Origin of the sequence: Amycolatopsis roodepoortensis (assembly GCF_024628825.1) — a bacterium.
Lineage (GTDB): Bacteria > Actinomycetota > Actinomycetes > Mycobacteriales > Pseudonocardiaceae > Amycolatopsis > Amycolatopsis roodepoortensis.
This window is the reverse complement of sequence record NZ_CP102415.1, coordinates 8352166-8373499: the sequence shown is the minus strand read 5'-3', so window position 1 is coordinate 8373499 and position 21334 is coordinate 8352166. Positions and strand designations below refer to the sequence as shown.

Annotated in this window: 23 protein-coding genes; 9 read left to right on the top strand and 14 right to left on the bottom strand. The window is 70.2% G+C overall.

Going from position 1 to position 21334, the window contains the following annotated elements; genetic code table 11:
• Positions 1-57 precede the first annotated feature (57 nt).
• Positions 58-417 carry a nitroreductase family deazaflavin-dependent oxidoreductase gene (locus NQK81_RS40255; RefSeq protein WP_257485672.1) on the bottom strand — a complete coding sequence of 120 codons (360 nt, stop codon included), beginning with the start codon at positions 415-417 and terminating at the stop codon, positions 58-60.
• A gap of 62 nt (positions 418-479) precedes the next feature.
• Between NQK81_RS40255 and NQK81_RS40250 the strand changes: the two genes are divergently transcribed.
• Positions 480-1121: a TetR/AcrR family transcriptional regulator gene (locus tag NQK81_RS40250; RefSeq protein ID WP_257485671.1), complete on the top strand. Its 642-nt coding sequence runs from the start codon at positions 480-482 to the stop codon at positions 1119-1121.
• A 1-nt stretch (position 1122) separates the two neighbouring features.
• Here NQK81_RS40250 and NQK81_RS40245 read toward each other — a convergent pair whose 3' ends face one another.
• Entirely contained in the window at positions 1123-1758 is a 636-nt protein-coding gene (locus tag NQK81_RS40245; RefSeq protein ID WP_257485670.1) for a TetR/AcrR family transcriptional regulator, read from the bottom strand.
• 77 nt (positions 1759-1835) lie between these two features.
• On the opposite strand from NQK81_RS40245, the gene NQK81_RS40240 reads away from it, so the two are divergent.
• Together NQK81_RS40240 and NQK81_RS40235 are read left to right on the top strand one after the other, a co-directional pair.
• Positions 1836-2795: a zinc-dependent alcohol dehydrogenase family protein gene (locus NQK81_RS40240; RefSeq protein ID WP_257485669.1), complete on the top strand. Its 960-nt coding sequence runs from the start codon at positions 1836-1838 to the stop codon at positions 2793-2795.
• Between the two features lie 82 nt (positions 2796-2877).
• Positions 2878-3939: a hypothetical protein gene (locus tag NQK81_RS40235; protein ID WP_257485668.1), complete on the top strand. Its 1062-nt coding sequence runs from the start codon at positions 2878-2880 to the stop codon at positions 3937-3939.
• Between the two features lie 10 nt (positions 3940-3949).
• Here NQK81_RS40235 and NQK81_RS40230 read toward each other — a convergent pair whose 3' ends face one another.
• Positions 3950-4537, bottom strand: a complete 588-nt coding sequence (locus NQK81_RS40230) for a TetR/AcrR family transcriptional regulator (protein ID WP_257485667.1) — start codon at positions 4535-4537, stop codon at positions 3950-3952.
• A 75-nt stretch (positions 4538-4612) separates the two neighbouring features.
• Here NQK81_RS40230 and NQK81_RS40225 point away from each other — a divergent pair, with 75 nt between their 5' ends.
• From NQK81_RS40225 to NQK81_RS40215, 3 genes are read left to right on the top strand one after another with little or no spacing between them, the layout of a single operon-like run.
• The gene (locus NQK81_RS40225) at positions 4613-5425 is read left to right on the top strand and encodes an arylamine N-acetyltransferase family protein (RefSeq protein ID WP_257485666.1); all 813 of its coding nucleotides are present in this window, start codon (positions 4613-4615) and stop codon (positions 5423-5425) included.
• A gap of 43 nt (positions 5426-5468) precedes the next feature.
• The gene (locus NQK81_RS40220; protein WP_257485665.1) at positions 5469-7052 is read left to right on the top strand and encodes a phytoene desaturase family protein; all 1584 of its coding nucleotides are present in this window, start codon (positions 5469-5471) and stop codon (positions 7050-7052) included.
• 10 nt (positions 7053-7062) lie between these two features.
• Entirely contained in the window at positions 7063-8121 is a 1059-nt protein-coding gene (locus tag NQK81_RS40215) for an NAD-dependent epimerase/dehydratase family protein (protein WP_257485664.1), read from the top strand.
• On the opposite strand, the gene NQK81_RS40210 is transcribed toward NQK81_RS40215, so the two are convergent.
• The 6 genes from NQK81_RS40210 to NQK81_RS40185 form a co-directional block, all read right to left on the bottom strand.
• Positions 8106-8561, bottom strand: a complete 456-nt coding sequence (locus tag NQK81_RS40210) for an SRPBCC family protein (RefSeq protein WP_257485663.1) — start codon at positions 8559-8561, stop codon at positions 8106-8108. The genes NQK81_RS40215 and NQK81_RS40210 overlap by 16 nt on opposite strands.
• A gap of 97 nt (positions 8562-8658) precedes the next feature.
• Positions 8659-9057, bottom strand: coding sequence for a hypothetical protein (locus tag NQK81_RS40205; RefSeq protein WP_126737055.1), 399 nt, complete (start codon positions 9055-9057; stop codon positions 8659-8661).
• A gap of 20 nt (positions 9058-9077) precedes the next feature.
• Positions 9078-12056, bottom strand: coding sequence for a WXG100 family type VII secretion target (locus NQK81_RS40200; RefSeq protein WP_257485662.1), 2979 nt, complete (start codon positions 12054-12056; stop codon positions 9078-9080).
• The gene (locus NQK81_RS40195) at positions 12056-12367 is read right to left on the bottom strand and encodes a hypothetical protein (protein WP_126737057.1); all 312 of its coding nucleotides are present in this window, start codon (positions 12365-12367) and stop codon (positions 12056-12058) included. The genes NQK81_RS40200 and NQK81_RS40195 overlap by 1 nt, the downstream gene beginning before the upstream one ends.
• Before the next feature lie 5 nt (positions 12368-12372).
• On the bottom strand, positions 12373-12636 hold the full coding sequence (locus tag NQK81_RS40190; RefSeq protein ID WP_185927382.1) for an acyl carrier protein: 264 nt from the start codon (positions 12634-12636) through the stop codon (positions 12373-12375).
• On the bottom strand, positions 12629-14278 hold the full coding sequence (locus NQK81_RS40185; RefSeq protein WP_257485661.1) for a fatty acyl-AMP ligase: 1650 nt from the start codon (positions 14276-14278) through the stop codon (positions 12629-12631). Before NQK81_RS40185 ends, NQK81_RS40190 begins: the two co-directional genes overlap by 8 nt.
• 208 nt (positions 14279-14486) lie before the next feature.
• Between NQK81_RS40185 and NQK81_RS40180 the strand changes: the two genes are divergently transcribed.
• Positions 14487-15611: a S1 family peptidase gene (locus NQK81_RS40180; protein WP_257485660.1), complete on the top strand. Its 1125-nt coding sequence runs from the start codon at positions 14487-14489 to the stop codon at positions 15609-15611.
• Positions 15612-15665: 54 nt separating this feature from the next.
• Here NQK81_RS40180 and NQK81_RS40175 read toward each other — a convergent pair whose 3' ends face one another.
• The 4 genes from NQK81_RS40175 to NQK81_RS40160 are packed head-to-tail and all read right to left on the bottom strand — an operon-like array spanning position 15666 to position 18905.
• Positions 15666-16727 carry an ArsO family NAD(P)H-dependent flavin-containing monooxygenase gene (locus tag NQK81_RS40175; RefSeq protein WP_257485659.1) on the bottom strand — a complete coding sequence of 354 codons (1062 nt, stop codon included), beginning with the start codon at positions 16725-16727 and terminating at the stop codon, positions 15666-15668.
• Positions 16724-17803 carry an ACR3 family arsenite efflux transporter gene (arsB, locus tag NQK81_RS40170; protein ID WP_306856011.1) on the bottom strand — a complete coding sequence of 360 codons (1080 nt, stop codon included), beginning with the start codon at positions 17801-17803 and terminating at the stop codon, positions 16724-16726. Before arsB ends, NQK81_RS40175 begins: the two co-directional genes overlap by 4 nt.
• 31 nt (positions 17804-17834) lie before the next feature.
• Positions 17835-18239 (bottom strand): arsenate-mycothiol transferase ArsC, encoded by a 405-nt coding sequence (locus tag NQK81_RS40165; RefSeq protein ID WP_126737062.1) that lies wholly within the window; start codon positions 18237-18239, stop codon positions 17835-17837.
• A gap of 24 nt (positions 18240-18263) precedes the next feature.
• Positions 18264-18905: an arsenate-mycothiol transferase ArsC gene (locus tag NQK81_RS40160; RefSeq protein ID WP_257485658.1), complete on the bottom strand. Its 642-nt coding sequence runs from the start codon at positions 18903-18905 to the stop codon at positions 18264-18266.
• Between the two features lie 97 nt (positions 18906-19002).
• Here NQK81_RS40160 and NQK81_RS40155 point away from each other — a divergent pair, with 97 nt between their 5' ends.
• Complete coding sequence (locus NQK81_RS40155; RefSeq protein WP_185927384.1) at positions 19003-19401, top strand: ArsR/SmtB family transcription factor; 399 nt, start codon at positions 19003-19005, stop codon at positions 19399-19401.
• Here the strand turns inward: NQK81_RS40155 and NQK81_RS40150 are convergent.
• Positions 19391-20221 (bottom strand): helix-turn-helix transcriptional regulator, encoded by an 831-nt coding sequence (locus NQK81_RS40150; protein WP_257485657.1) that lies wholly within the window; start codon positions 20219-20221, stop codon positions 19391-19393. The genes NQK81_RS40155 and NQK81_RS40150 overlap by 11 nt on opposite strands.
• A gap of 117 nt (positions 20222-20338) precedes the next feature.
• On the opposite strand from NQK81_RS40150, the gene NQK81_RS40145 reads away from it, so the two are divergent.
• The gene (locus NQK81_RS40145) at positions 20339-21217 is read left to right on the top strand and encodes an aldo/keto reductase (RefSeq protein WP_257485656.1); all 879 of its coding nucleotides are present in this window, start codon (positions 20339-20341) and stop codon (positions 21215-21217) included.
• Positions 21218-21334: the final 117 nt, after the last annotated feature.

Here is a 21334-nt window from a genome sequence, read left to right as displayed (position 1 = left end):
TCGGCTTGGAGGACGACACCGCCTCCCTCCCTGGTACTAACGGAGCACAGGGTCCTCTCAGGGTTTCAGGTCCATCCGGAGGAATTCGGTGACACGGAGCAATTTCGGCGGACGGGTCACGCCGTCGGGGAATTCCTCCGCCCCGACGAGCCGCGGGCGGGTGAGGTCCACTTCCCGTCCGGCGATCCGGAGCCGCGCTTCCCCCGCGGACAGGATGTTGCGCACCCAGTCCGCCTCCGGGCCGTACACCGGGACGAACAGGTAGCCGCCGTCGACGGGATGCGCGTCGAGCGGCGTGTGGCGGGTCTTTCCGGAACTGCGGCCGACGTGGACCAGCACCGGATACTTCCCTCCGGCGATCGCACGGGGGTTGAACACCCGCTTGTTGATGTGGCCCCACCATCTCGGCATCGGCATCGGTCTCTCCTCTCGATGGCCTTACAACCGTAAGGCTGTCTTACACCTGTAAGGTTGTCAATGTGCCGCCTCGCCGATCACTCACCAGGGACCGCGTACTGAAAGCCGCGATCGAAGTCGCCGATCGCGGCGGCGTGGAGGCGATGACGATGCGCCGGGTCGCGCAGCACCTCGGCGTGGAGGCCATGTCGCTCTACCACCACGTGCCGAACAAGGACGCGATCCTCGACGGCGTCGTCGACGCGGTGTTCGCGGCGATCGAGCTGCCGGACCCCGGCGCCGTCGATTGGCGTGAGGCGATCCGCGCGCGTGCTTCGTCCGCGCGCGCGGTCCTTTCGCGGCACAGCTGGGCGCTGGGCCTCATGGACTCCCGGCGGAATCCGGGGCCGGCGACGCTACGCCACCACGACGCCGTCCTCGGTGTCCTTAGGCGGGCGGGATTCACGGTCCCGATGGCGGTGCACGCCGTCTCGCTCATCGACAGCTACATCGGCGGATTCGTGCTGCAGGAGTCGAACCTCCCGCTGAGCGAAGACGTCCCGGAGGTCGCGGGTGACATCCTGGACGGCCTGCCGCGGGACGAGTTCCCGCATCTGGCCGAGGTGATCACCGAGCATGCCCGGCGGCCGGGTTACGACCACACGAAGGAATTCGCCTACGGCCTCGACCTCATCCTGGAAGGGCTCGAAGCCCGCAGGAAATGAGTCAGCGGGTCACTCCCGGCAGCACGAGGGCCAGCCGTGCCACCGGCGGCAACGGCGACCGTTCCGGCGCGGCCCGGAAGGCCTGGATCGCGAGTGCGGCGAACCGGCGGGACGCCGCCACCTGCGCGGCCGCCGAAGCGGCCTGGATCCCGTTGTTGGCCATGAGCATGAGGATCAGGTCGTCGAGGACGAAGTCGGGGCGCAGCTTCCCGGTGTCCTTGGCCCGGCCCGCCAGCTCGGCGATCGCCTTGAGCGCGTGGTCGCGATCCGCGGTGAAGTCCACCGCCTTGGGGAAGGCCGAGACGAAGGCCGCCGTGAAGCCCCGGTCGCGCGAATGCAGCTCGCAGATCCTCTCGATCACCGAACAGAAGCCGCGCCACGGATCCGGATCCGCGAGCCCTTCGTCGACGACGGCGTGGCAGGTGCGCATCTGCTCGGCGAACGCCTCCGTCGCCAGGATCTCCTTGGTCGGGAAGTGGCGGTACAGCGTGGCGGGGCCGACTCCCGCGCGGCGCGCGACCTCCCGCAGCGGCACGTTCAGACCCTCGGTGGCGAACAGCACGCGAGCCGCTTCGAGGATGCGTTCCCGGTTGTCCACGGCGTCGGAGCGCGGGATCCGAGGCAAACGATCGGTCACCGCTCTCAGTTTAGCCAAAACGGACGGGGGCGTCCGTTACCGTCCGCCGGACCAGTGATCGACGACCAGGAGACGAAATGCGCGCAGTCGAGATCCGGACGTTCGGCGCCCCCGAAGGCCTTGCCGTGATCGACGTCCCCTCCCCCGTTCCCGCCGAGGGAGAAGTGCTGATCGACGTGGAAGCGATCGGTGTCGGCGGGGTCGACACCGTGATCCGCAGCGGCGCTCTGGCCGGTCTCGGCGGCTTCCAGGAAGGATTCGTCCCCGGCAACGAGGTGGCCGGAACCGTCACGGCGGTCGGCGGCGGGGTCGATCCGGCCCTGGCCGGGCGGCGGGTCTGGACGTTCACCGGCGAGGGCGGCGGCTACGTCGAACAGGTGGCCGCCCCGGCGGACAGGATCCTCCCGCTTCCCGGCGACCTGCCCGCCACCGACGCGGTGGCCATCGGGACTTCCGGCATGGTGGCCCATTTCGCGCTCGCCCACGCCCGTTTCGCGCCGGGCGAATCGGTGCTCGTGCGCGGGGCGGCGGGCAGCATCGGGATCATGACGGTGCAGCTCGCGGCGCAGGGTGGCGCGAGCGCGGTGGCGGTCACGACGTCCTCGGCCGAACGCGGCGAGCGCCTGCGCGAACTGGGGGCGACCCACGTCCTCGACCGGTCCGGCGAGGGGGCCGGGCCGCCGGGGTACGACGTCGTCGTCGACATCGTGTCCGGTGTGGACATGCCGTCCTTCTTCGACCGCCTGAATCCGAACGGCCGCATGGTCCTCGTCGGCGTGGTCGCGGGCATGCCCCCGGCGGATTTCGGCGCGAAGCTGATGGCGGCCTTCCGGAAGTCCTTGTCGTTCGCGGCCTTCAGCGCGGACTCGATCCCCGAGCCGGATCGGCGGGCGGTGAGCGCGGAGCAGTTCGGCACGGCGGCGCGCGGTGAACTGCGTCCGGTGGTGCACGAGGTGCTGCCGCTGGAGAAAGCCGTGCTGGCGCACCGGAAGATGGACGACGGCGAAGTGTTCGGCCGGATCGTGCTGACGCCGTAGCCAGGTCCATTGTGGAGTGCCGCGTCACCCGGTCAGTGCAAGTTTCCCCATCGCGTGCGCCGTCGCACTAGGCTGCCCACTCGTGCCCGATCCGATGCCAGAGGGACCCGGCTTCACGGCGGTCGGCCTGCGGCCGCTCTCCGGCGGAGAGGGCACCGGCGCCTACGGCGTGAACGACGCCGGGGTGATCGTGGGCGAGTCCGGGTCACGGCCGGCGCGCTGGGATCGCGACGGACATCCCACCCCGTTGCCTCTCCTCGACGGCTGCTCCGGCGGACGCGCGGTCGGCGTCAATGCCGCGAGCGTCATCGCGGGTTCACTCGTCGCCGGCGAACACCTGCGGCCCGTGTGCTGGTGGCCCGACGGCCGGGTGCGCGCGCTCGAACTCCCCGCCGGGGCGCTCTCCGGCACGGCGTGCCGGGTGAACGCGCGCGGGTCGATCCTGGGGAACGCGATGTGGCCGGGCCACCGCTGGCGGGCGCTGCGCTGGGCACCCGGCGGTGAGGTCGTCGAACTCGCCGCCCTGCCAGGGGACGGCGAGACGCAGGGGCAGGACCTGAACGGACTGGACGAGGTCGTCGGATCGGCCAGGAACGGCTCGGGCGTCCGCACCGCGGTGCGCTGGACGTCCTCGGGGAAGATCAGCACCCTGCCCCCGCCCCGCCGTACGACGGCATGCGGGATCACCGACGCCGGCGCCATCCTCGGCGACGGTGTCGTGTGGCACCGCGACGGAGGCACCGTCCTGCTGACCGGTGAACCGGAGTTCTCCGCGGGGCAGGTCGTCCGGATCACCGGGCGGGGTGACGCGATCGGCTGGGGCCTGACGCCGGACCGGCGCGGCGTCGCGGCGCGCTGGGATCGCGAAGGACGGCCCACCGTGCTCCGGCCCCTGCCTTCGGACGCCGCCAGTACATGTTTCGACGTCGACGAGGCCGGGACCGTCGTCGGCGAGTCCGTGCGCGAGGGAAGGGTGCGGCCGGTGCGCTGGGACGCGGACGCGACACCCTTCCCGCTCCCGTCACCTGCCGGTATCACGGCGATAGTGGCCCAGCACATCAACGCGACCGGCACCGTCGTCATCGGCTACGGCTTCGCTGCCGACAGCTCCGCCTACCGCGGGATCGCCTGGCACCGTTCGTGAAGCCGCCCGGTCAGGCCGTCGCGAGCTCGATCGCGCGGCGCATCGCCTCGTCCAGCGGAGTCCCGAGGCGGAGGGCCGTCCGCCCGGCCGCGAAGACCGCCCCGGTGACGGCACCGACCAGCGCCGCGGCGTCGACCTCGTCGATCTCGCAGGCTCGGCACAACGCGGCCGAAAGCCGCTCCTGAGCGTCGAAGGCGCGCTGCAGCATCGTCGCGCGCAGCGACGGTACCGACGTGATGAGGCCCAGCCGGATCCGCTCGGGCTCCGAGGCCGGATCGCGGAGCCCCGCTCCGGCCTCGGCGAGCATGCCGAGCATCGCGCGCCGCAGAAGCCCGCCGGGTGTCTCGCCCGCCTCGCGCGCGGCGAGCACGTCCAGGCCCACGCGCAGGAGGTGTTCGCCGTCGTCGGTGAGCAGGAGGTCTTCCTTCGTCGCGAAGTGGTTGAAGAACGTCGCGGTGGACACCTCGGCGGCCGCGGCGATCTCGGCGGTGGTCGTCCGGTCGTAGCCCTGTCGTTCGAAAAGCCGGTACGCCGTCTCGATCAACACCTTCCGGGTGCGCCATTTCTTCCGTTCCCGCAAACCCACCGGCTCGGTCATGAGGAGCAGCATACTGGATCGACAACAAAATTAGAGCTACTCTAATTTTAGAGTGGATCTACCCAAGGAGTTCCTATGATCCTCGACGCGTTCCTCGACCGGCTGGAGTACCGCGAGCCCGTCCGCCCGGATCCGGCCACGCTCCGGAACCTGCACCGGGCCTGGCGGCTGCGCGTGCCCTACGAGAACCTCGACCTCCAGCTCGGCAGGACGATCCTGCTCGACCAGGAGGCCTTGATCGACAAGTTCACGCGCCGTCGCCGCGGCGGTCTCTGCTACGAGATGAACGGCGCGCTCGCCCTTCTGCTGCGAGCGGCGGGATTCGCGGTGACCGTCGTGGAGGGCGCCGTCCTGCGCTCGACCCGCGGCGAGGGCCAATGGGGCAACCACATCGCCCTGCTGGTCGACGTCGGTGGGGAGACCTGGCTCGCCGACACCGGCATCGGTGACGCGTTCCTCGAACCTCTTCCGGTGCGGGAAGGCACGTACCGGCAAGGAGAACTGCCGTTCCGGATCGAGCGCCTCGACGACGAAACCTGGCGGATGCACCACCATCCCGGTGGCACGGTCGGCTCCTGCGACTACCGCACCGAGCCCCGCGAGGTCACCGAATTCGCCGACCGGGCCGAGATCAGGTCCCCGGACTCGCCGTTCGCCAAGGTGCTGGTGGCACAACATCACCGTGACGGCCGCGAACTGGCTCTTCGGGCGCGCACGCTCAAACGCGGCGACGGCGACCGCCACACCCTGGCCTCTCTCGACGAGTTCGCCGAGACGCTGCGCGAGTTCCGCATCCCGGTGGAGGACATCGGCACCGGCGAACTGGCGGCCCTCTGGGCCAAGACCGAACAGCAGCACGAGGCCTGGCTGTCCATGCGGGCGAAGTAGATCTACGGGGATTGAATCCGCCCGTCCGGGGTATGTCCTGACCATGGAAGTCGACGCCGTGGTGATCGGATCGGGGCCGAACGGCCTGGTCGCGGCCAATCTCCTGGCCGACGCCGGCTGGGAGACGCTGGTCATCGAGGCCACGGCCGTGCCCGGGGGCGCGGTACGGACCGAGGAACTCACCGCGCCGGGTTTCCGCAACGACGTCTACAGCGCCTTCTATCCGCTCGGCGCGGCGTCGCCGGTACTCGCCGGGCTGAACCTCGAGGACCACGGCCTGCGGTGGCGTCACGCGCCGGCGGTGCTGGCGCATGTGCTGCCCGACGACCGGTATGTCCTGCAGTCCCGCGACCTCGACCGCACGGCTCGTTCCGTGGCGGAGTTCGACGAGCGGGACGCGGACAGCCTGCGGGCCGAGCACGCGAACTGGCAGCGTCTGCGCGAACCGCTGCTCGACGCGATCGTGCGCCCCTTTCCGCCGGTGCGGTCGGGGACGCGGCTGTTCAAGACACTCGGCACGGCGGAATCGCTCCGGCTGGCGAGGATGCTGACCCTGACCTCCCGCGGCCTCGGCAAGGAGAAGTTCCACGGCGAGGGCGCCCGTCTGCTGCTCGCGGGCAACGCCATGCACACCGACCTCGGCCCGGACCAGGCCGGGAGCGGTGTCTTCGGCTGGCTGCTGACCATGCTCGGCCAGGACGTCGGATTCCCGGTGCCGGAAGGCGGGGCGGGGCGTCTGACCGACGCGCTGGTGAACCGCCTGTCCGCCAAGGGCGGGGAGATCGTCTGCGATACGCCGGTCACCGAAGTCACGGTCTCGGACGGCCGGGCGGTGGGCGTACGGGACGCGGACGGACGATCGGTCCGTGCCCGCAAGGCCGTGCTCGCCGACGTCCCCGCTCCGGTGCTCTACCGGGATCTGGTCGGCGCCGCGCACCTTCCCGCGCGGCTGGTGTCCGATCTGGACCGGTTCGTCTGGGACGACGCCACGATCAAAGTGGACTGGGCGCTGTCCTCGCCCATTCCGTGGAGCGCCGCCGAAGTCGGCGAAGCGGGCACCGTCCACATCGGAGCGGACCTCGACGGCCTCGCCGGGATCGCCAACGATCTCGCTTGCGGACGGGTGCCCCAAGATCCCTTCCTGCTGCTCGGGCAGATGACCACCGCGGATCCGACCCGCTCCCCCGCCGGGACCGAATCGGCCTGGGCCTACACGCATGTGCCGAGGGGCGAGTCCTGGTCCGCTTCCCGGTTGCGCCGCCACGCGGACCGGATCGAAGAGGTCATCGAGAAGCACGCGCCCGGTTTCCGCGGCCTGATCGCCGGCCGCGCGATCGCCGGACCCGCGGAGCTGGAGGAAGGCAACCACAGCCTGGTGGAAGGTTCGATCAACGCCGGGACCGCGGCCATCCAGCAGCAGCTCTTCTTCCGGCCCGTCCCCGGTCTCGGCCGGGCGGACACGCCGATCGACCGGCTCTTCCTGGCGTCCGCGTCGGCGCATCCCGGCGGCGCGGTGCACGGCGCGCCCGGCTCGAACGCCGCCAGGGCGGCGCTGACCAGGGACGGCTGGGCCGGTTCCGTCTATCGCGCGACGGTGCGTGCCGCGCACCGCGCCGTCTACCGATGAGGACTCGCGGATGAAGATCGTCGTCACCGGAGCGAGCGGCAATATCGGGACCGCGTTGCTCCGGGCACTGGCCGGAGAGGATCACGACGTGCTCGGAGTGGCACGCCGCCACCCCGACACGACCGCCGCGCCCTACTCGTCGGCCCGCTGGGTCCAGCAGGACATCGGCGCGAACGACGCCTGGCCACGGCTGACCGAAATCTTCGGCGGCGCGGACGCCGTGGTGCATCTCGCGTGGGCGATCCATCCGCGTGCCGACGATCCGGCCATGCGCCGGACCAACCTGGCGGGCAGCGCGAACGTCCTGCGCGCGGCCGCCGACGCCGGCGTGAAGCACATCGTGTGCGCGTCGTCTGTCGCCGCCTACACCCCGGCGGACCGCTGGGCCGAGGTGGACGAGGAGTGGCCCTGCGGCGGTCTCCCCGAAAGCGCCTACAGCGCGGGAAAAGCGGCTTTCGAGTCCAAATTGGACGAATTCTGCCGTGATCACCCCGAGATCGGGGTGGCGCGGATCCGGCCGTGCGGTGTCGTGCAGCCGGACGCCGCGGCCGAGTTCTCGGGGTGGCTGCTCAGCCCGCTCGCGCCGCCGTTGCCGCTCGGCGGCAAATGGCTGCCGGTGCCGATGTGGCCGGGGCTGCGGATGCAGGTCGTGCACTCCGACGACGTGGCACAGGCGATCCGGGCGATCCTCGACCGCCGCGCGACCGGTGCGTTCAACCTCGCCGGCGAACCCGTCCTCGACAGCCGCGACCTCGCCGGACTGGCAGGCGGGTTCCGGATTCCCGTACCGCTGCGGCTGCTGACCGGGCTGGCCTGGCCGAGCTGGCGGCTCGGCCTGCAACCACTGCATCCGTCCTGGCTGCGGCTCGCCGATCGGGCGTCCCTAGTGGACACCCGGCGCGCGCGGGAGGAACTCGGCTGGCGGCCCCGCCACGACGCGGCGACCACGATCAAGGAACTGCTCGCCGCCATCCGCGCCGGGCGACGGGGAGACAGTCGCCCGCTCGACCCGCCGCGCGACCGGATCCGGCTCGGGCGGCCGAGCCACCAGGATCAAGCCGGCGGCTGAGCGGCTTCGCGGCCCTTCGCGAGATCCGCGAGACGTCGCAGGGATTCCCGGTTCCGCGGCACCAGGAAGAGCGCCTGCGCGGCCTCCGGCAGCAGACGTCCCGGCCCGCGGGTCGCCTGCTCGGACATCAGGATCTCCGTGGTCCCCGGCGCGGTTTCCCGCAGTTCCAACCGGATCCGCGCGGTGCCGAAGGGCCAGGCCCGCGCGTCGAGTTCGAGCAGCCTCGGCGGGTCGGCGACGTGCACCTTGGTGACGTCGTCGAGCAGGAGTGGCCACGACCCGACACAGTGGTGGATCCGCGTCCCCCGCGCCGGCCAGCCCGCGTCGACGTCACGGATGTGGGAGGCCCCCACGACCCACGCCGCGTACGTCCAGCCATCCGCGAGCACCTCGAACACACGCTCGGGAGAAGCGTCTACCGTCATCTTCACGTCGACCATGAACCCATCCGCCCTGGATAACCGGCCGGCTCGTTCCGGCTCGCCTCACCGCCCCGGATACCCCGGGGCGGCAAGGGCAAACCCGTGCCGATGGCGTTCAGTCGCGCCAGCGGTTGTTGAGGAACGCGTCGTCCTCGTCGTCCGCCGGTGCCGGGCGGGTGCGGGGAGCGCGCCGGGGCGTGTCCCGCCCCGGGCGGGCAGGCGGCTCCGAAGCGAACGGAGCCGCCATGTCCACGGGCTCGTCTTCGAACGGCGACGCCGCCCCCGGCCGCGCGTGCGACCGGTCGGTGCTCCAGCCCGACTTCGTCTTGCGCTGCCCCAGCTCCCGCCGGTGCTCGACGTACCGCTGGGCGGTCGCGACCTGTTTGGTCATGAACTCCTGCGAGCTCGCCTTGATCTCGTCGGCGCGCTTGTCCCGCAGCGCCCGGCGCTCCGACTGCTCGCGGACCAGGCCGTCCAGGGTCGCCTTCATGGCGGCGGTGTCATCGGCGCTCATCTGTTCTCCCCTGACCCGGCTCACCGCTTGCGGGTGACCGACTGATCCTCGTCGTCCAGCAGCGAACCGGTGATGCGGCCGGTGGGTTCGTTGATCTGGTCGAACACCTCGCCCTCGATCCGGTACGCGCGGTTGGTCCGTTCCTGGTCTCCGCCCTGGCCGCCCGCTCCGCCGGCACCCATGCCCATCGGCGGCATCGCGCCGCCGCCGAACGACTGACCCGACGGGCTGCCCATCGGAGCCGACGGGGCACCCGCGGCCACGGGCTGCGGCTGCTGGGTCCCACCGCCGCCGGTGTGCACGCCTTCGCTGAGCGATTGGCCCGTCGCGGGGCTCGCGGTCTCGAAGGGCATCGACGGCGCACTACCGCCGCCGCCTCCGAAACCACCACCGCCACCGCCACCGATGTCACCGGCGCGGATCCCGTCGGGGACGGTTCCGCCGCCACCGTGGTGCGGGGTGAACTCCGGTTTGGAGTCGGGCTGCGCCGTCCCGGTGACGGGAGTCGCCGGATGCGACGCCTTGTCGGCGGAGGGCTTGTCCGTGGCTGGCTTGTCCTCGCCGAGGGTGTACGTCGTCGGCTTGCCGGTGCCGTCGTCGACGGTGACGACCGTCGGCCCGGAGGGACCGTCGGGCCGTTCGGCGGTGATCTTCACATCGCCGTCCTGGATGTGGATCTTGCCGTCCGGACCGGGACGGTGGACACCGTCCTTGTCCGGCTTCCCGTCGTCCTGGCCTGGGGTCGAGCCCAGCTTGGACTCGTCGCCGTCGCCGGTCCAGTCGAGCTTGAAGTCCTTGGCGGGCCCGGAACCGTCCCCGACCTTGATCTCCATCTCGCCGTCTTCGTCCGGTTCGGTCATCTCGAAGGTCGTGTCGCCCTGCTTGACCTTGAGGGTCTCGCGTTCGCCGTCCTCGGCCTTGCCGCCGTCCTCACCGGGCTTGTCACCGGTCAGCTTGTCTTCGCCGGACAGCTCGTCGTCGAGCTTGTCCAAGGCGTCCGACGCCTTCTTCTTCGCCTCGTCGGCGGACTTCTCGCCGTCCTTCGAGTCGCCGTCCTTGGCTTCGGTGTCGCCCATGCCGCCGGGGGCGTCGCCCAGCTTGTTCAGCGCGTCGGAAGCCTGCTTCTTCGCCTCCTCACCGGCCTTCTCGGCCGCTGCCTTGGCTTCGGCCGCAGCGTCGGTGTTGCCACCGCCACCGGGGCTCGAACCGCCCGGCCCGGAGCCGCCGGAACCACCGAGGTCGGCACCGGCCGGACCGTCGCCCAGCTTGCCCAGCGCCTCGGACGCCTGCTTCTTCGCGTTCTCGGCCGCCGCGGCGGCCTGCTTCTTCGCCTCTTCGGCCGCGGCCTTCTGCTCGTCGCCGTTCGACGGCGGCGGGGTCACGCCCGAGGGCGACGTCTGATCCTTGTTCGCGTCCGGACCACCGCCGGAGCCACCCGGAGACCCGGAGCCGCTCTCGGGAATCTTCACGTCCGGGACCGGCGGGGGTTTGACGTCGCCCGTCGGACCGGTACCGCTTCCACCGGGACCGGGACCACCGCCACCGGGGCCGCTGCCGGAGCCGCCCTCGGGGCCGCCGCCGCCCGGACCGCCGCCGGTGCCGCCGGTGAAGTCCGGTCCCTGCCCGGCGCCTGGCCCGCCGCCCGTGCCGCCGGTGAAGTCCGGGCCCTGGCCCGAACCGCCCGGCCCACCGCCGGGTCCACCGGTTCCCGAGCCTTCAGGACCACCACCGGGGCCACCGCCCGGTCCGCCCTGGCCACCGGTGAAGTCCGGCCCCTGACCGCCTGGCCCGCCGCCCGTGCCGCCAGGGCCGCCACCCGTGCCACCGGCTCCACCGGCGCCCGCGCCTTCGAACTCGTTCTTGACCTTGCCCATGACCTTGTCGAGCTCGTCGTAGGCCTGGTTGACGAAATCCTTGGTTTCCTTGCAGGACTTGGCGAATCCCTCGTAGATGATGGTCCACATCTCGGGGATGAACTGGTTCTGGATCCACTGCTTGGCGAGGTTCTGGCCCGCCTTCTTGAACTCGTCGTCGTCGCAGCAGCCGTCGTTGTTCAGCTGCTGGACCAGATTGGAGCCGAAGTTGACGTCCATCCAGCCCGCGATCGCGCCGAGGTCCTCCTTGCCGCTCTTCTCGCCGGCGGCGATGGCGATGACCTTCTGCGCCATCGTGAAGTCCGCCTTGCCGACGATCTCCTTGTAGAGGTCGACGACCGTGTCGGCCTTGCCCTTGCACAGCTTGAAGACCGTGGCGGTGGTGTGCAGCGTCGCTTCGCTCGCGTTGTCCAGTGTCTGCGAGAGTTTCTTGGCCTTGGGGAGGATCTTCTCGTTGTAGTTGGCCGACGAAGCGTCGGCGGCCTCCCCGGTCCAGGTCCCGTACAGCGTGGTCAGCTGGGAACCGGTGTCGTCGATGGCCTTCTGCACGGTCTTCGCACCGGTCTTGAAGTGAGCGGCGTCGTCGACGAAGTTCTTGAAGCTGATCCCGCGCTGCTCGTCGAACGGCTTCTGGATGTCCTTGTCGAAATCGAGCGCGCGAGAAGCTCCACGGCAGTCTTCCGGAACCTTCGCCAGCAGCGAGCCGAAGGTCTGGAAGACCTTGAGCGCGGGCGCGGCGGCGTCGAAGATCTCGTCCGACGTCTTGGTCCCGGCGCCCTCGGCGGTGGGTTCCTTCACGCCGTCGAGCTTCTTGTTGCCTTCGTCGACGGCCTTCGTCTCTTCGTTCTGGTTGAAGCTGGCCTGATCTCCGGCCTTCTTCGCCTCGTCGTAGACCTTGCCGACGTCGTCGGACGCCAGGAACGGGATGGCGTTGTAGGACGCCGCGTATTTCTCGGCTTCCTCGCGCTTGCGCTTGATGTCCTCCGGCTCCTGGTCCGCCGACCACGGCGGAGGCGCCGGATGCGTCCGCATCCACGAGCCGATGAGCTTGGTCTTCTGCTCGGCGGGGACGGCCGGGTCGTCGAGGACTGCCTTGACGTCGGTCCAGGTGGTTTCGGTGGCCACTAGCGCATCCCCGTCTCGGTGATCTTGTTCTTCTGCTCGTCCTCGTTGGTGCCGTAGGCGGTGGCGGCGGTACCGAGGTTCGTGCCGAACGAGCCGAGCGTGGTGCTGTACCCCTGGACCGACGCCCACAACGCCGCCACGCCGTCGGTGTACTTCTTCGCGTGGTCGCCGTGCGCCTGGCCGAAGCCCGCCGCGTTCACCGGGGTGTTCGACAGATCCGGATTGTCTTCGAGCAGCTGTTCCGTCAGCTTTCCGATGTTCTTCGACGCCGATGAAAGCGCATCGGTCGCCGCGGTGAAGCCCCCGCTCATTCTTTTCAGCGCCTTTCGTCGGATCCGTCGGCCTTGACGCCGAGTGCCTCTGCGAGCACCTCGGCCACCGACCCGATGTCGGTGAACCGGTCCAGCTGGTCCAGATCGATCCTCACGTCGTGGTAGATCTCCAGCGCCGACAGGAGTCTTATCCGTCCCTTGGAGTCGATACCCAGCTCTTCGAGCGGCGCGTCGGACTCGATTTCGGCGGGATCAAGCCGAAAAGTCTCACTGACGACCTTCACGACCTCCGCGCGGTGATCACCCACGGGGCCGACTATAACGCGCCCTCGCCGCGGCTCGCGCGACCTTGCCACTGGAAGTGCGCGGAAGGTCACCGGAGGGAACCAGACGTACCGATCGCAGCGTCAGATCATGTTCTCTGGAAACGGCGCGCAATACCACTCTCGTCACTTCTTTGACATCCGCGTCGGCGTTTTTTGCCCATTCGGCTACCAACATCGCCCCTTCTCCCCTTTCGTCCGTGACACCGAATGCGGCGACGCGGTCGCGGCGGATCGCCGGATGCGCCTCACCCGCCACCGCCTCGATGTCCTGCGGGTGGAAGTTGCGGCCGTCGATGACGATGAGGTCCTTGAGCCTGCCGGTGATGTAGAGATCGCCGCGGTGGACCACGCCGAGGTCACCGGTGCGCAGCCAGCCGGTGACGCCGTCGAGTTCGCCGCCGAACGCGGCGGCGTCTCCACGGCCCCAGTACCCCGCCGCGACGTTCGGCCCGTGGATCCAGATCTCCCCGGCGAGGCCGTCGGGCTGCGCCACCCCGTCCCGGACGATCCGGACCCGCTGGCCGAGCGGCCGGCCGACCGAGACGAGTTCCTGACCTTCCGGCACCTCGATCGCATGGCCCTGCGCGAGGGCTTCGCGGTCGAACACCGCGCTACGCGGTCCTTCCGCGTCCGCGCTCGCGACGTACACGGTGGCCTCGGCCAGGCCGTAGGACGGACGGTGGGCGTCGGCACGGAATCCGTGCGGGCCGAAGGTCTCCCGGAAGCGCGCGACCGTGTCCGGCCGCACCGGCTCGGCGCCGTTCAGCGCGATCCGGACGTCGGAGAGGTCGAGGTCGTCCCCCGCTTCTCCGGCCGCTTCGACGGCCAGGTCGAAGGCGAAATTCGGCGCGGCGGTGAACACGGCCGGGTGATCCGCGAGCTGACGGAGCCAGCGCACCGGACGGTGCACGAACTCGGCGGGCGACATGAACACCGATCGCGCCCCCGCGTGGACCGGCAGGCACAGCAGCTGGATCAGGCCCATGTCATGGAAGAACGGGATCCAGCCGGCACAGGTCGTGCCTTCGTCGACGGCGTAGGCCCGGCTCGCCTGCCAGCAGGCGGCGGCCACCGCCCGGTGCGGGATCACGGCACCGGCGGGTTCGCGGGTCGACCCGGACGTGTACTGCAGATACGCGGGGCTTTCCGGCGCGACGGCGACCGGATCGGCCCCCGGCCCGGACAGTTCGTCGACCACGATCAGGTGGTCCGGCGTGCCCGCTTCGCGGACCTTCACGGCCGCGGCCGAAGAGGTCAGCCAAACCCGTGCGCCGCTGTCCTCCAGCACACCGGTGAGCCTGGCTCGCTGGGATGGGCTGCCGGGTGCCATCAACGGCACGGCGATGAGCCCGGCGGCGAGCGCTCCGAAGAACGCCAAGGGGTAATTCAAGTCCTGGCCGGTGAGCACGGCCGCACGATCACCCGGCCGTGCGACCTGGCGCAGCGTGCCCGCGACCAGTCGCACGCGCGAGACGAACTCCGTCCAGGTGACCGTGCTGTCCACACCGGCGCTGTGGTCCTGGTGCGTGAACAGTGGGCGCGGGTCGGCTTCACGAGCGAACAACCGCTCCACGATCGAGGTGCGCAGCACCTGCTCCGGCACATCCTCCGGCGACGCGGTCATATCCGGCAACGTACTGGAACCCCGGCGAGGGCGCTCGGACGACCCGGGCGACTGTCCGTCCTAAGTAGACACTGGATGGTCCGGTCCACCGGAATTCGCTCTTGTGAATTCCGGACAGAAGACCGGACAATCCTCGCCCTTTCGTGGACCAGGGCCGCACACTCGGCGGGCAGTGTGTTTCTTTCCCCCGGCCTTGGAGGACTAGACCATGCGTCGAAGAATCGCCCTGGCAGTCGGCGGCGCCGCCGTCCTGACCGCGAGCCTCACATCCGCCGCTTTCGCTCCCGTCGCACAGGCTTCCCCCGGATTGATCGCCGCCATGCAGCGGGACCTGGGGCTCACCGCCGCGCAGGCCTCGGCCCGGCTCACCCAGGAGATGACCGCGTCGCGGGTGCTGCCCGCCGCCCAGCAGGCCGCCGGTGCGGCGTTCGGCGGCGCCTGGTTCGATCCGGCGCGCGGCAAACTCGTCGTCGGGGTGACCGACCCCGCCGCCGCTCCCGCCGTCCGGCAGGCAGGCGCCGAACCCACCGCGGCCGCGATCAGCGCGGCACGGCTCGACGCGGCCAAGGCCGAAATCGACAGGTCGGTCGAGACCGAGCCCGCCCCCGCAGCCGTCAGCGGCTGGCGCGCCGATCCGCGCAGCGGCAGCGTCGTGGTCGCGGTGCGGCCGGGCACGCACGGTTCCGACGTCGACGACTTCCTGGCCAGGGCGAGGAAATCCGGTCCGGTCACGGTGGTCACCGCCCCCAAGGCCGAACCGTTCGCGGCGGGTACCGTCGGCGGCGACCCGTACTACATCAACGGGAACACCCGCTGCTCCATCGGTTTCTCCGTCCACGGCGGTTTCGTCAGCGCGGGCCACTGCGGCGGCACCGGCAGTTCCGTCGTCGGCTGGGACGGCTCGGCGATGGGCAACTTCGCCGGTTCTTCCTTCCCCGGCAACGACTACGCCTTTATCCGGATCGGCAACGGCTGGTGGACCGCGCCGGTCGTCCTCGGCTGGGGCACCGTCAGCGACGCGCTCGTTCGCGGCTCGTGGGTCGCGCCGGTCGGCACCTCGGTGTGCCGGTCCGGTTCGACGACGCACTGGCACTGCGGCACCGTGCTGGGGCACAACGAGACGGTCAACTACTCGCAGGGCGCGGTGCACCAGATGACCCGCACCAACGTCTGCGCGGAACCCGGCGACTCCGGCGGCTCCTTCATCACCGGCGACCAGGCGCAGGGAGTCACTTCCGGCGGCTGGGGCAACTGCGGTTCCGGCGGGGAGACCTGGTTCCAGCCGGTGAACGAGATCCTGCAGAACTACGGTTTGTCGCTCGTCACCGCTTGATGCGCGTGAAGGCCCCCTTCCTTCGGCTGCGCCGAGAAAAGGGGGCCTTCAGGCCTACGAGCCGCCGGTCTCCAGCATGGCCTTGATGTCGGCGACCGCGGCCCGCGCGGTCATCCCGACGCCGATCAGCGTGGCCGACGCCGGCCCGGTCCAGTCGCCGTAGCCGAGAAGGTGCAGCCGGGGCTCGGCCACCACTCGGGTGCCTTCGGTGGGGATGCGGCCGCGGGTGGTCCGCAGCCGCAGCGACGCGAGATGGCTCAGCGCGGGCCGGAACCCGGTGCACCAGATGACCGCGTCCGCGTGCCGGTGGGTCCCGTCCGTCCACACAGGACCTTCGCTGTCCAGTCTCGTGAACATCGGGCGCGGCCGCAGCAGCCCGGCGTCACGGGCCTCCCGGACCGGTGGGACGGCGACGATGTCGCCCAGACCGCCGACTCCGCCGGTGTCGGCCTGCCCGGTTTCGAGGGCTCGGCGGCGCCGGGTGGCGACGTCGAAGAGTGCCTTGCCGTCGACGTGGTCGGGCAGGTAGCGGGGCGGGCGGCGGGTGACCCAGGTCAGGTTCGCCGTGCCCGCGAGGTCGGCGGCGATCTGGGCGCCGGAGTTGCCGCCGCCGACCACCACGACGTCCTGGCCCGCGAACTCCTCCGGATCCCGGTAGTCGACGGTGTGCAGCCGGCGACCGGTGAATCCGCCGGGCATCAACGGCAGGAAGGGCCGCCACCAGGTGCCGGTGGCACTGATGACAGCCTCGGCGCTCCACTCCCCCGTATCGGTGCTCACCGTGAATCGTCCGCCGTCACGGGACACGTCGCTCACCGGCTCCGAGCGGCGGATCGGGAGTTCGTAGCGCTTCTCGTACGCCGCGAGATACTCGACGACATGGTCGGCGGTCGGATAACCCGGCCCTGGGTAGGGCGGCATCGGCCACCCTGGCAGGGAACTGTGCTGTGCCGGGGAGAACAGCCGCAGCGAGTCCCAGCCGTGGATCCAGGCGCCGCCCGGCCGGGCCTGGGCGTCGAGGATGACGAAGTCCAGCCCGGCACGGCGCAGGTAGTAGCCCGCGGCGAGACCGGCCTGACCCCCGCCGATGACCACCACCCGCACGGCTGCGGTCACTCCGCGGGCGCTTTCGCGGTCCAGCGCTTGCGCAACCAGAGGCTGACGTAGACCAGCGCGACGAGCACCGGTACTTCGATCAGCGGTCCGACGACCCCGGCGAGCGCCTGCCCCGACGTCACGCCGAAGACGCCGATGGCCACGGCGATCGCGAGTTCGAAGTTGTTGCCCGCCGCGGTGAACGCCAGCGTCGTGGTGCGCTCGTAGGAGAGACCGGACGCCTTGCCCAGCAGATAGCCGCCGATCCACATGATCGCGAAGTACACCAGCAGCGGCAGCGCGATCCGGGCGACGTCGAGCGGGCGGGAGGTGATGTTGTCGCCCTGCAGGGCGAACAGGATCACGATGGTGAACAGCAGGCCGTAGAGCGCGACGGGGCCGATCTTGGGCAGGAACTCGCCCTCGTACCAGTCGCGGCCCTTGCTCCGCTCCCCGACGCGGCGGGAAAGGTAACCGGCGGCGAGCGGGATCCCGAGGAAGATGATCACGCTGAGCGCGATCTCCCACGGCGAGAAGTCGATGCTCGTGGTGTCCAAGCCCAGCCAGCCGGGCAGCAGATCGAGGTAGAACCAGCCGAGCACACCGAACATGATCACCTGGAAGACGGAGTTCAGCGCGACCAGCACCGCCGCGGCCTCGCGGTCACCGCAGGCGAGATCGTTCCAGATGATCACCATCGCGATGCACCGGGCGAGGCCGACGATGATCAGCCCGGTCCGGTACTCCGGCAGGTCGGGCAGCATCAGCCAGGCGAGCGCGAACATCAGCGCCGGACCGAGAATCCAGTTCAGCACCAGGGAAAGCACCATCGTGCGCTTGTCCTTGGTCACGGTGTCGAGCTTGTCGTAGCGGACCTTCGCCAGCACCGGGTACATCATCAGCAGCAGACCGAGCGCGATCGGCAGCGACACCTGGCCGATCTTCACCGCGTCCAGCACACCCTGCAGACCGGGGATCACACTGCCCAGCAGCAGCCCGGCGCCCATCGCGACGATGATCCAGACCGGCAGGAACCGGTCCAAAAAGGACAGTTTGTGCAGGACGTCGGTGCCGGTCTCTTCGGCGGTTCGGGTCACGGGGCTGGTCTCCAGAGGTCGGAAGCGAGGGTCAGGCGTCGAGGATTTCGGCGACCAGGCCACGGACGCGGCGGTCGATCTCGTCGCGGATCGGGCGGACGGCGTCGACACCCTGGCCCGCGGGATCCTCCAGCGGCCAGTCGAGGTAACGCTTGCCGGGGAACACCGGGCAGGTGTCACCACAGCCCATCGTGATCACCACATCGGACGCTTCGACGTCCTCTGTGGACAGCTTGCTCGGCACCTCGGCGGTGACGTCCAATCCCCACTCCGCGAGCGCCGCGGCGGCGGCCGGGTTCACCTTGTCCGCGGGTTCGGACCCCGCGGACCGGACGGCGATCCGGCCGAGCGAGTAGTGCTGCAGCAACGCGGCGGCCATCTGGGAGCGGCCGGCGTTGTGCACGCACACGAACAGCACCTCGGGCTTGCGGGTCATACCAAGTCCGCCTTTCTGCGGTGATCAGTCGATGAGTTCGTCGAGCAGGTGCCGGACGCGGCGGCCGATGTCGTCCCGGATCCCGCGGACGACCGCCAGCGACTGGCCCATCGGGTCCGCCACGTCCCAGTCCAGGTACCGCTTTCCAGGGTGGACCGGGCACGCGTCCCCGCAGCCCATCGTCACTACGACGTCGGCCGCACGGACGACCTCGTCGGTCAACGGCTTGGGGTAGGCGCCCGCGAGCCGGATGCCCAGCTCCGCCAGCGCCTCGGTGATGACCGGAGGGATCTCCCCGGTGGGCCGCGATCCGGCGGAGCGGACCATCACGTGCCCGAAGGCGTGATGGTCGAGCAGTGCCGCGGCCAGCTGTGAGCGGCCGACGTTGTGCACGCACACGAACAAGACCTGCGGCGCGGTCACCAGCGTGAGCCCGCCGACTTTGGCGAGGTCGACCAGCCGCAGCCGGGCGAACCGGGCGGTCAGCGCCGGCAGGTGGACCTTGACGGTCGCCGAGCGATCCAGCAGCCGGTACGTCTCCTCGACGCAGTATTCGATCGTCTCGCGGCCGAACGTGCCACGGAACCGATCGGCCAGCTCGTCGGCGATCCGGTCGAGCTGGTCCAGCGCCGCACGGCCGGGCAAGCCCTCGGTCGCAGGGTTCATCACGTCTCCTCGGTCCGGGCGACCTGGATTGAAGTATCTCGATCCAAATTGAAGACCTTGGATCGAATTTTGTCAATTCAACGGGTACGCTGGGCTCGTGACGAGCGAGAACGGACGCACCCGGAAGCCGGTCGCGGTGACCCTGCTGATGGCCGAACCCGCGGCGGTCGTCGATCCCGGGGACGCCGAGACGGCCGCGAAGCTGTTCAAGGCGCTGTCGGATCCCGTCCGGATCCGCTTGCTGTCGCTCGTGCGGCACTCCCCCGGCGGCGAGGCGTGTTTCTGCGACCTCGCCGAGGAGTTCGACATGCCCCAGCCCTCGCTCAGCCATCACCTGCGGGTGCTGGTCTCCGCCGGCATCCTCGAGCGGGAGCGGCGTGGCACTTGGAGCTGGTACACCGTCGTCCCCGAGCCGCTCGAAACGCTGGGGAACCTGCTCCGCTCGGGCGGGCCGCTCGCCGACCGCCCCGCGCGGCTCAGCAAGACTAGGTGCTGAACAACCGGTCCAGCGCCGAGCGGCTTTCTTCGGCCATGGCGCGATAGATCACCAGCCGCTGATCCTGATCCTGAAGCGGCGTCAGCACTTCGAAATGCAGATCGAGCACGCCTGCCTCGGGATGCCGCAGCACCTTGCGTCCACGGCCGTTGACCTTGACATCACGTTCAGCCCACAGCCGCGCGAATTCCCCGTCGCTGGTGAATTCGGCGATGAGATCGGCCAAGGCCTGGTCGTCCGGATGCGCGGCCCAGGCGGCGCGCAGATGAGCGATCCCTTCCCGCACCACCCGTTCACGGTCCGCGTAGAACTCGCGCACCTCGGGATGCTTGAGGCACAACCACATCGCATTGCGCTGCGACGGCGGCAACGTGGCGAAGTCCACCAGCAGCCTCGCCATTTCGTCGTTCCAGACCAGGATGTCGTAGCGGTGGTTCAGCAACATGGCGGGCAACGGCGACAGATCGGCGATCAGCCGGGCCAGCGGCGGCGCCGCGGTGGTGGCGAGTTTCTCGGCGTTGCGGGGTCGCTGACGGGCCAGGTCGAAGAGGTAGACACGTTCGTCGGGGGCCAGGCGCAACGCTCGCGCGAGCGCTTCCACCACCTCCGCCGACGGACGCAGCCCGCGCGCCTGCTCCAGCCGCACGATGTAGTCGATGCTGATCCCGGCCAGTTCGGCGACCTCCTCGCGGCGCAGACCCGGGGTCCGCCGGGACCGGCGGCGTGACGGCAGGCCGAATTCGTCCGGGTCCAGGCGTTCACGCCGGGTCCGCAGGAACGCGGCCAGCTCCTGGGTCGGGTCCACGGTGGGGGTCGTCATGCCCGGTCCAACAGCGAGGGTGGGACCGGTGTTCCCAGGATGTCTTCTCCCTTAACCCCTGCTCGCGGCGGTCGCAGACTCGTCCTCGACAACGGATCACGAGTACAGGAGGACACGATGTCGCTCACCCTCGACACCTATCGGCTGCTGGGCCGGTCCGGGCTACGGGTGTCCCCGCTGGCGCTGGGCGCGGCGACGTTCGGCACCGAATGGGGCTGGGGCGCCGGGCGGGACGAGGCGCGCGAACTGTTCGACACCTACGTCGAACGCGGCGGCAACTTCATCGACACCGCATCCACCTACACCGACGGCAGCTCCGAGCGGCTGCTGGGCGAATTCGCCCACGACAATCGCGAAAGCCTCGTGCTGGCGACGAAATACACGACCCTGCGCCGTCCGGGCGATCCGAATTCCGGGGGCGCCCAGCGAAAAAGCCTGTTCGCGTCGGTGGAATCCAGTCTGCGGCGGCTGAACACGGACTACATCGATCTGCTTTACCTGCACGTGTGGGATTTCACGACCCCGGTCGACGAGATCCTGCGCGGGATGGACGATCTGGTCCGGCAGGGCAAGCTTCTGTACGTGGCGATCTCCAACGCGCCGGCCTGGGAGGTTTCGCGGATGCAGGCGATCGCCGACCTGCGCGGCTGGTCGCCACTGGTCGCGCTGCAGATCGAGTACAACCTGATCGAGCGCACCGGGGAACGCGACCTGATCCCCATGGCACGCGAGATGGGGCTGGGAGTGGTCCCCTGGTCACCGCTGGCGGGCGGCGTGCTCACCGGGAAGTACAGCCGGGACGATCTGACCGGGGTGCCGTCCGAGGACGGCACTCGCAAGAACTTCAACTTCGCCTTGGGCACGCTCACCGAACGCAACCTCGCCATCGTGGACGTGGTCAAGGAGGTCGCCGCCTCGGCGCACCGCCCGGCGCTGCGTGCGACAGGCCGGCGTGGCGGCCCAGTTCGGCCTGGCGCGGAGGGCGGCCAGCTGTGATGCGTGTTGCCGCTCGCGGACGCGCGCCGGCATCGGCCGGTTTCGGGTCCGCGGGTCTCACGTGGCCGGCGCGCGCTGGCGCGCCGTGCGGATCGGAGCCGCGCGACCGCGTGCCGA